At 72.3% G+C, this 6,933-nt stretch carries 6 protein-coding genes; 1 reads left to right on the forward strand and 5 read right to left on the reverse strand.

All coding sequences use genetic code 11. From position 1 onward, the window contains the following. Positions 1-13: 13 nt before the first annotated feature. The 3 genes from C1J00_RS35205 to C1J00_RS35215 all read right to left on the reverse strand — a co-directional run bounded on the left by C1J00_RS35205 (position 14) and on the right by C1J00_RS35215 (position 2,349). Positions 14-322, reverse strand: coding sequence for a hypothetical protein (locus C1J00_RS35205; RefSeq protein WP_102913010.1), 309 nt, complete (start codon positions 320-322; stop codon positions 14-16). A gap of 6 nt (positions 323-328) precedes the next feature. Continuing rightward, a complete protein-coding gene (locus tag C1J00_RS35210) occupies positions 329-742 on the reverse strand; it encodes an SRPBCC family protein (RefSeq protein ID WP_102913011.1) in 414 nt (137 codons plus the stop codon). A gap of 110 nt (positions 743-852) precedes the next feature. Continuing rightward, on the reverse strand, positions 853-2,349 hold the full coding sequence (locus C1J00_RS35215) for an MFS transporter (protein WP_102913012.1): 1,497 nt from the start codon (positions 2,347-2,349) through the stop codon (positions 853-855). Between the two features lie 233 nt (positions 2,350-2,582). Between C1J00_RS35215 and C1J00_RS35220 the strand changes: the two genes are divergently transcribed. Next, a complete protein-coding gene (locus tag C1J00_RS35220) occupies positions 2,583-4,097 on the forward strand; it encodes an MFS transporter (protein WP_107501884.1) in 1,515 nt (504 codons plus the stop codon). Between the two features lie 11 nt (positions 4,098-4,108). On the opposite strand, the gene C1J00_RS35225 is transcribed toward C1J00_RS35220, so the two are convergent. Next, positions 4,109-4,867: a hypothetical protein gene (locus tag C1J00_RS35225; RefSeq protein WP_245936626.1), complete on the reverse strand. Its 759-nt coding sequence runs from the start codon at positions 4,865-4,867 to the stop codon at positions 4,109-4,111. A gap of 213 nt (positions 4,868-5,080) precedes the next feature. Then, on the reverse strand, positions 5,081-6,745 hold the full coding sequence (locus C1J00_RS35230; RefSeq protein ID WP_245936627.1) for an ABC transporter ATP-binding protein: 1,665 nt from the start codon (positions 6,743-6,745) through the stop codon (positions 5,081-5,083). Positions 6,746-6,933: the final 188 nt, after the last annotated feature.

Here is a 6,933-nt window from a genome sequence, read left to right on the forward strand (position 1 = left end):
GGGCCCGGCGCGCTCACGGGCGGGGGTCGGTGCGGTGCCACCGTGGGCGGGCGTCGTGGCCGCGGCGGCCCGCGACCGAGGCGCAGCGCGGGCACTGGCGCCGCACCCGGTCCGCGGCGCCGCCGGATTCGGGGAAGGTGTCCGGCCAGCCGACGTGCGGGAAGCGGACCAGCCGGGAGCGGCTGAGGGACAGGCCGCAGACCGTCTCGTTGCGGCCCGGCTCCCAGGCGTGCACCTCCCCGGAGGGCAGCCGACGCCGCCCCTCCTCCTCGTCGGTCCACTGTCCGGACGCCGCGACGGCGTACTGCCTACTACGCGCCACGGTGGCTCAGCCGGCCGCGTGGTCGACGTGCAGCCGCACCTGTTCCTCGAGCCGCCGCAGGCTGGTGTCCAGGGCGTCGGTGACGGCCTGCTCGCCCGGGTCGTGGCCGTCGTCGAAGAACGACAGGTGCACGGTCACCTCGCTGGCTCCGCCGTCGAGCCCGGCGACCTGGAGCCAGCCCGCGTACTCGCCCTGGTCACGGGTGCCCCATTCGAGCCGCATCTGGTCGGGCCGGGCACGGAACAGGGCGGAGGTGTCCTCGTCGGTGCGGTCCTCGTGCACGGTGACGGCCGGCAACTGCCCGGCCTCCACGTGCAGGGCCTCCGGGAGCCAGCTGTCCAGCCGGCCGACGTTCGCGGCCTCGTCGAAGACGTGCTCGGGCTGTGCGGGCATCGTGCGGGAACGTTCGTACTCGGTCATCGCCTTACCGGCCTCACCTCGGGGTCGTAGCGCGCACCGCGTTCCCGGCCTGCCCGCGTCTAATCGCGAAGCCCCGTCCGCACGGTCGCGGACGGGGCCCGGCAGGCCGGTCAGAACTTGGGCTGCGGTGACTGAGCCCGGACCAGATCCTCCGCCTCCGCCTCCGTCGCCACGGACGGCGGGGAACCCGCCAGCGGCTTGTTGGCGGTCTCGCGCATGCACAGTACGGCGATCACGCCGATGACCGCGGCGCCGGTGGCGTAGTACGCCGGCATGAGGGTCGAGTCGAAGGCACTGATCAGAGCGGTGATCACCAGCGGCGTCGTACCGCCGAAGATCGAGGTGGCCAGGTTGTAGGCCACCGAGAGCGAGCCGTAGCGCACCTGCGTGGGGAATATCGCCGGGAGCGCCGCCGACATCGTGCCGAGCATCGGCAGCAGGGAGAGCCCCATCAGCAGCAGGCCCAGGGAGATGAAGACGACGCTGCCCTGCCTGATGAGCCAGAACGCCGGCAGGGAGAGGAACAGGAACCCGAGCATCCCCGTCATCAGCAGCGGCTTGCGCCCGAAGCGGTCCGAGAGCCGCCCGACCTGGTTGATGAGGCACATCTGCAGCACCATCACCACGACCAGGATCAGCAGGCCGTGACTGGTCCCGTAGCCCAGCTCGTCGGACAGATACGTCGGCATGTACGACAGCAGCATGTAGTCGGTGATGTTGTACGCCGCGACCAGCGCCAGGCACAGCAGCAGCGGCCGCCAGTACCGGGTGAAGATCTTGCCGAGGTCGGCGGCGGCCGAGGTCTCCACGGCGTCGGCGGCCTCGCTCGCCTTCGCCTGGCCGCCCTCCAGCTTCTGGAAGGCGGGCGTCTCGTCCAGCTTGAGCCGCAGGTAGAGCCCGATGAAGCCGAGCGGGGCCGCGACCAGGAACGGCACGCGCCAGCCCCACGACAGCATCTGGTCGTCGCTGAGGAGGGTCTGCAGGAGGACGACGAGGCCGGAGGCCCCGACGTAGCCGGCGAGCGTGCCGAGCTCCAGGAAGCTGCCGAAGAATCCGCGCCGCTTGTCGGGCGCGTACTCGGCGATGAACGTGGAGGCGCCCCCGTACTCCCCGCCGGTCGAGAAGCCCTGCACCAGCCGGAAGAAGATCAGCAGGGCCGGGGCCCACAGGCCGATCGCCGCGTGCGAGGGGACCAGACCGATGGCGAAGGTCCCCACCGCCATCATGATCATGGTGAGGGAGAGGATGCGCTTGCGCCCGACCTTGTCCCCGAGCGGCCCGAAGACCATGCCGCCCAGGGGGCGCACCAGGAAGGCCACGGCGAACGTCGCGAAGGACCCGAGCAGCTGGGCGGTGTCGTTGCCGGAGGGGAAGAAGACCCTCCCGATGGTCGACGCCAGATAGCTGTAGATGCCGAAGTCGTACCACTCCATGGCGTTGCCGAGGGCGGCGGCCTTGGTGGCGCGCTTGACCGCCGCGTCGTCGGTCACCGTGATGTCGCTGCGCCGCAGCTTCGGGTGACGGCGCTTCTCGATCGCCCGGAACAGCACCCGGTGTCGTCTCACAGCCGCGGGATCCACCGACTCGTCGTTGTCGGGCGCAGCCATCACGTCGTTCCTTTCGCCGGTCGCCACTCCAAGCCCAACGCCTGCACAGATCTCGCGCGCTCAAACGAACCCCTTCGCGCAGCGTCCGTTCGGTCACGCAACGTGATGGGCGGGTGCTCAGGGTGAGGGGCGGGTCGCTCCCGCGTCCGGGAGGATCTACGGGACGGGGTGTGTGCCCGTGCCCCGGCGGGGGAACCTGATGCGCCGGGTGCTGCCTGGTGAGAGGAGCCCAAGTGACAGCGTCGGCGGCGGGCGGCCGCAACCAGGGCGGGCAGCAGGACGGGTACGAGCCGGACCCGAAGCGGTGGCGGGCCCTGTGGGTCACGCTGGTGGCCGGCTTCATGAGCCTGCTGGACGTGTCGATCGTGGCGGTCGCCCTGCCCACCATCCAGCAGGAGCTGCACGCCTCGGCGGCCGAGGTGCAGTGGGTGGTGTCCGGCTATGCCCTCTCCTTCGGCCTCGCCCTCGTCACCGCCGGCCGCCTCGGCGACGCCCTGGACCGGCGCCGCATCTTCCTGATCGCCCTCAGCGGCTTCGTGCTGTTCAGCGCGGCCTGCGGAGCGGCCCCGAACATCACGCTGCTGGTGGTGGCCAGGCTCGCCCAGGGCCTGGCGGCCGGCTTCATGGCCCCGCAGAACTCCGCGCTCATCCAGCAGATGTTCCGAGGTGTCGAGCGCGGTCGCGCCTTCGGCTTCTTCGGCGCCACAGTCGGCATCTCCTCCGGCGTCGGCCCCCTCACCGGCGGCCTGATCCTCGCACTGGCCGACGGCGCGCAGGGCTGGCGGTGGATCTTCTACGTCAACGTCCCCATCGGCATCCTCGCGGTCCTCCTCGGACGCCGCCTGCTGCCCCGCACCCGGCGCTCCGGCGGGGAACACGTCGACGTGCCCGGCGTCGTCCTCCTCGGCCTCGGTGTCCTCGCGCTCATGTATCCGCTGGTGCAGGCGGAGACCGGCGGCCTCGCCCGGCTGTGGTGGATGTTCCCGGCCGGGGCCGGGCTCCTCTTCGTCTTCACCCGCTGGCAGCGCCGCCTGCTGCACCGCGGTACCCAGCCGCTGCTCGACCCGCGCCTGTTCACCACCGTGCGCGGCTACGCCGTCGGCGCCGGCGTCGGCACGCTCTACTTCATCGGCTTCAGCGGCGTCTGGCTGGTCTTCGCCCTCTTCTACCAGCACGGCCTCGGCTTCTCCCCGCTCGAGTCCGGCCTCGCCGTGACGCCCTTCGCCCTCGGCTCGGCCTTCGCGGCCGCCGTCTCCGGGCGGCTGGTGGACCGGCTCGGCCGGCTGCTCACCGTGGGCGGGCTCACGGGCGTGATCCTCGGCCTGGGCGGCACCGCGCTGCTGCTGCGCTTCGCGCCCCTCGACATCGCGCCCTGGATCGCCGCCCCGGTCATGTTCCTCGGCGGCGTGGGCGGCGGGTGCGTGATCTCCCCGAACATCACCATGACGCTGCGCGAGGTGCCCGTACACATGGCGGGAGCGGCGGGCGGCGCCCTGCAGACCGGGCAGCGGCTCGGCGCCGCGGTGGGCACCGCCGCCCTGCCCGGCCTCTACTACCTGGTGCTCGGCGGCAGGAGCGACGACTACCGCGGTGCCCTCTTCCTGGCGATGGCCGCCGGGCTCGTCGGCATGGCCGCGTCCCTGGCACTCGCCGCGTACGACTGGCGGCGCGACCGGCGGACCGGCGAGCCGCACCGCGCCTGCCCCGACGACGTCGCCCACAGCCCGGTGCACGCCCGGCAGACCTGAGCGTCACCCGTTCAGGAGGGCTGCGGCCGGGGCTCCTGCGGGGCGGATGCGTCGTCGTCCAGGTCGCCGCGCAGCGCGCCGAGGGCGAAGGCCGTCATGGACATCAGGATCAGCAGTGCGAGCGGCCCCCAGATAGCCGGAAGGGACCACAGCGGCCAGTCGTTGGCCGCCTGCGCCCACAGCGTCAGGACCGCCGTGCCGCCCAGGGCGACACCGTGCCACCGCACCGTCTTCGCCGCCGTCGCGTGCCGCCGCTCGCCCCGCGCGAAGAGGGGCCACAGCCCGCCCACGAGGGCCGCCAGGCCGAACGAGGTGCAGGCCAGCGCACCGCCCAGACGGTCCTCGGGCCATCCCACCGGCCCGTCCGACGTCTGCTGTCGCCGCCCTTCGGCGTCCCGTACCTCGACGACCCGACCGTGCCAGATCACCCCGACGACCCTGTCGTCCGGCTGCATCTCCGACATCACGGGCTCGGTGCGCAGGAACGTCACCTCCCACGGCTTGCCCGACGGCAGGACCAGCTCCGCCTCCGGGGACTCGCTCCGCTCACCGCGGTTCATGGCGGCGCGCCGTACGGTGAACTCCTGCTCCCACAGGCACCCGGACGCCTCGACGGGAACGGCGGCGCAGGCCGGCGCTCCGCGGTACTCCCGCTCCCGCTCCAGCGCCCCGCGGATCTGGAGGGCGGACGCCACCCCGACACCGAGCGCGACGACCGCGAGCAGCACCCACATCACGGACCGCATGACCGTGTGCCCCGACGACCCCACCGTGCCTCATCCCCCTCCGCGCACGGAAACCCGGAGAGCATTGGAACACGGCTCAGGAGACGGCGTGGACCCGCCGGCCGTCGACGAAGGTCTCAAAGGCCCCGGGTGGCGGCGATCTCCCCGGGCGGACCCGCGAACGGGTCGCGGTGGACCTCCTGCCGGAGGCCTTGGCGACCCGGGCGCGGGCCCTCGAGCGGAGGCCGGCGAGCCGCGCTACACCACCTCGGCACGGCCGGGGGTGTCGTCCAGGAAGCCGCCCGACTGGTGCTGCCAGAGCTTCGCGTAGGCCCCCCCGTTCGCGAGCAGCTCCTGGTGGGTGCCCTGCTCGACGATCCGGCCGCGGTCGAGGACGACGAGCTGGTCCATTCCGGCGACCGTGCTCAGCCGGTGCGCCACCACCAGCGCGGTCCGCCCGTCCATGAGCCGCCACAGCGCCTCCTGGACCAGCAGTTCGCTCTCCGAGTCCAGGGCGCTGGTCGCCTCGTCGAGCAGCAGGATCGGCGCGTCCCGCAGGATCGCCCGGGCGAGGGCGACACGCTGGCGCTGACCGCCGGACAGCTTGACGCCCCGCTCGCCGACCATGGTGTCGAAGCCGTCCGGCAACGCGTCGGCGAACTCGGTGACATGGGCCGCCTCGGCCGCCCTGCGGATCTCGGCTTCGGTGGCGTCCGGCCGGGCGAAGGCCATGTTGTCCCGCAGGGTGCGGTGGAACATCGCCGGGTCCTGGGGCACGTAGGCGATCCGGCCGCGCAGGTCGGCCTGGCGCACCCGGCTGATGTCCTGGCCGCCGACCAGGATGCGGCCGCCGTCGATGTCGGTCATCCGCAGCAGCAGCCGGGTGAGCGACGTCTTGCCGCCGCCGGACCGGCCCACGAGACCGACCTTCGCCCCGCTCGGCACGGCCAGGTCGAGCCCCTCGAAGAGCGGCCGGCCGCCCCGGTGCGCGAAGGTCACCTTCTCGAAGCGGACGTCGGCCGCCCGGGTCCGCAGCGGCTCCGGTGCCGGCGGGTCGAGCACCGTCGGCGGCGTCAGGAGCAGTTCGGTGAACTGAGCGGCCTCCGTCATCGAGCTCTCCAGCCGGCGGTATATCTGGTTGAACTCGAACATGATCCGGGTCGCGTTGTTGTAGTAGGCGAAGGCCACCACGACGGCCTCCACGCCGTGCGCGCCGCCGCCCAGCGTCACGGCGAGCAGCAGGCCCATCGCGTTGGTGAGCACGGACATCGGCGCGACCAGCGTGTCGATGCGCAGGTTGCCGTAGTCCCACGACCGCATGGTGAGCCGGCGGGACATCGCCACCCGGGACCGGTGTTCGGCGGCCTCGCGCTCCTCCGCGGCGAACGCCCGCACGGTGTCCATGTTCATCAGGCTGTCGGCGACGTGGCCCGACACCCGGGCGATCGCCTCCTCACGCCGGTCGACGAGCGCCTGCCGGCGCCGGATGAGCGGCACGACCAGCACCGCCGTCAGGGCGATCATCGCCAGGAGGCCGACGACGAGCAGTGGTTCGTAGCGCCACAGCACCACCGCGCCGAACGCCAGTGGCACGAAGCTCCCCACGATCTGGAACGTCAGTGTGTCGACGAACTGCTCGAACCGGGAGGCGAAGCTGAGGACCCGCTTGGTCAGCGAGCCGGCGAAGTTGTCGTGGAAGAACGCGGCGTCCTTGGCGAACAGTTCGTCCATGCCGACCACGTAGAGGTGCTCGATGCCCAGGGCGTCGAGACGGTTGAGGCAGTGCACGGCTGCGCGCCACAGCGCCTCCGCGGTCAGCAGGACGCCGGCGAAGGCCAGTACGTACGGCAGCGTCGAGCCGGTGGTGACGTCCTCGTTCCCGGCGATGTCGCCGACGAGTTTGGCGACGATCAGCGGCGCCACGTAGTTGATTCCGATGCCTGTGTCGTTTCGCGGTCGCCCGCCGCGCCGCGGCGTGCGCGCAGGGGCCGTCACCGCAACGGATGCGTGAGGTTTCGGGTCGAGTCCGGAAGTGTCCCGCGATACCGGCCGCGGAGTCCAAGCGTTTTCCGGCCGGGCGGTGGTGTGCGGGGAGCGCCAAGGGGCACGGC

The sequence above is a fragment of the Streptomyces cahuitamycinicus genome (assembly GCF_002891435.1).
GTDB lineage: Bacteria > Actinomycetota > Actinomycetes > Streptomycetales > Streptomycetaceae > Streptomyces > Streptomyces cahuitamycinicus.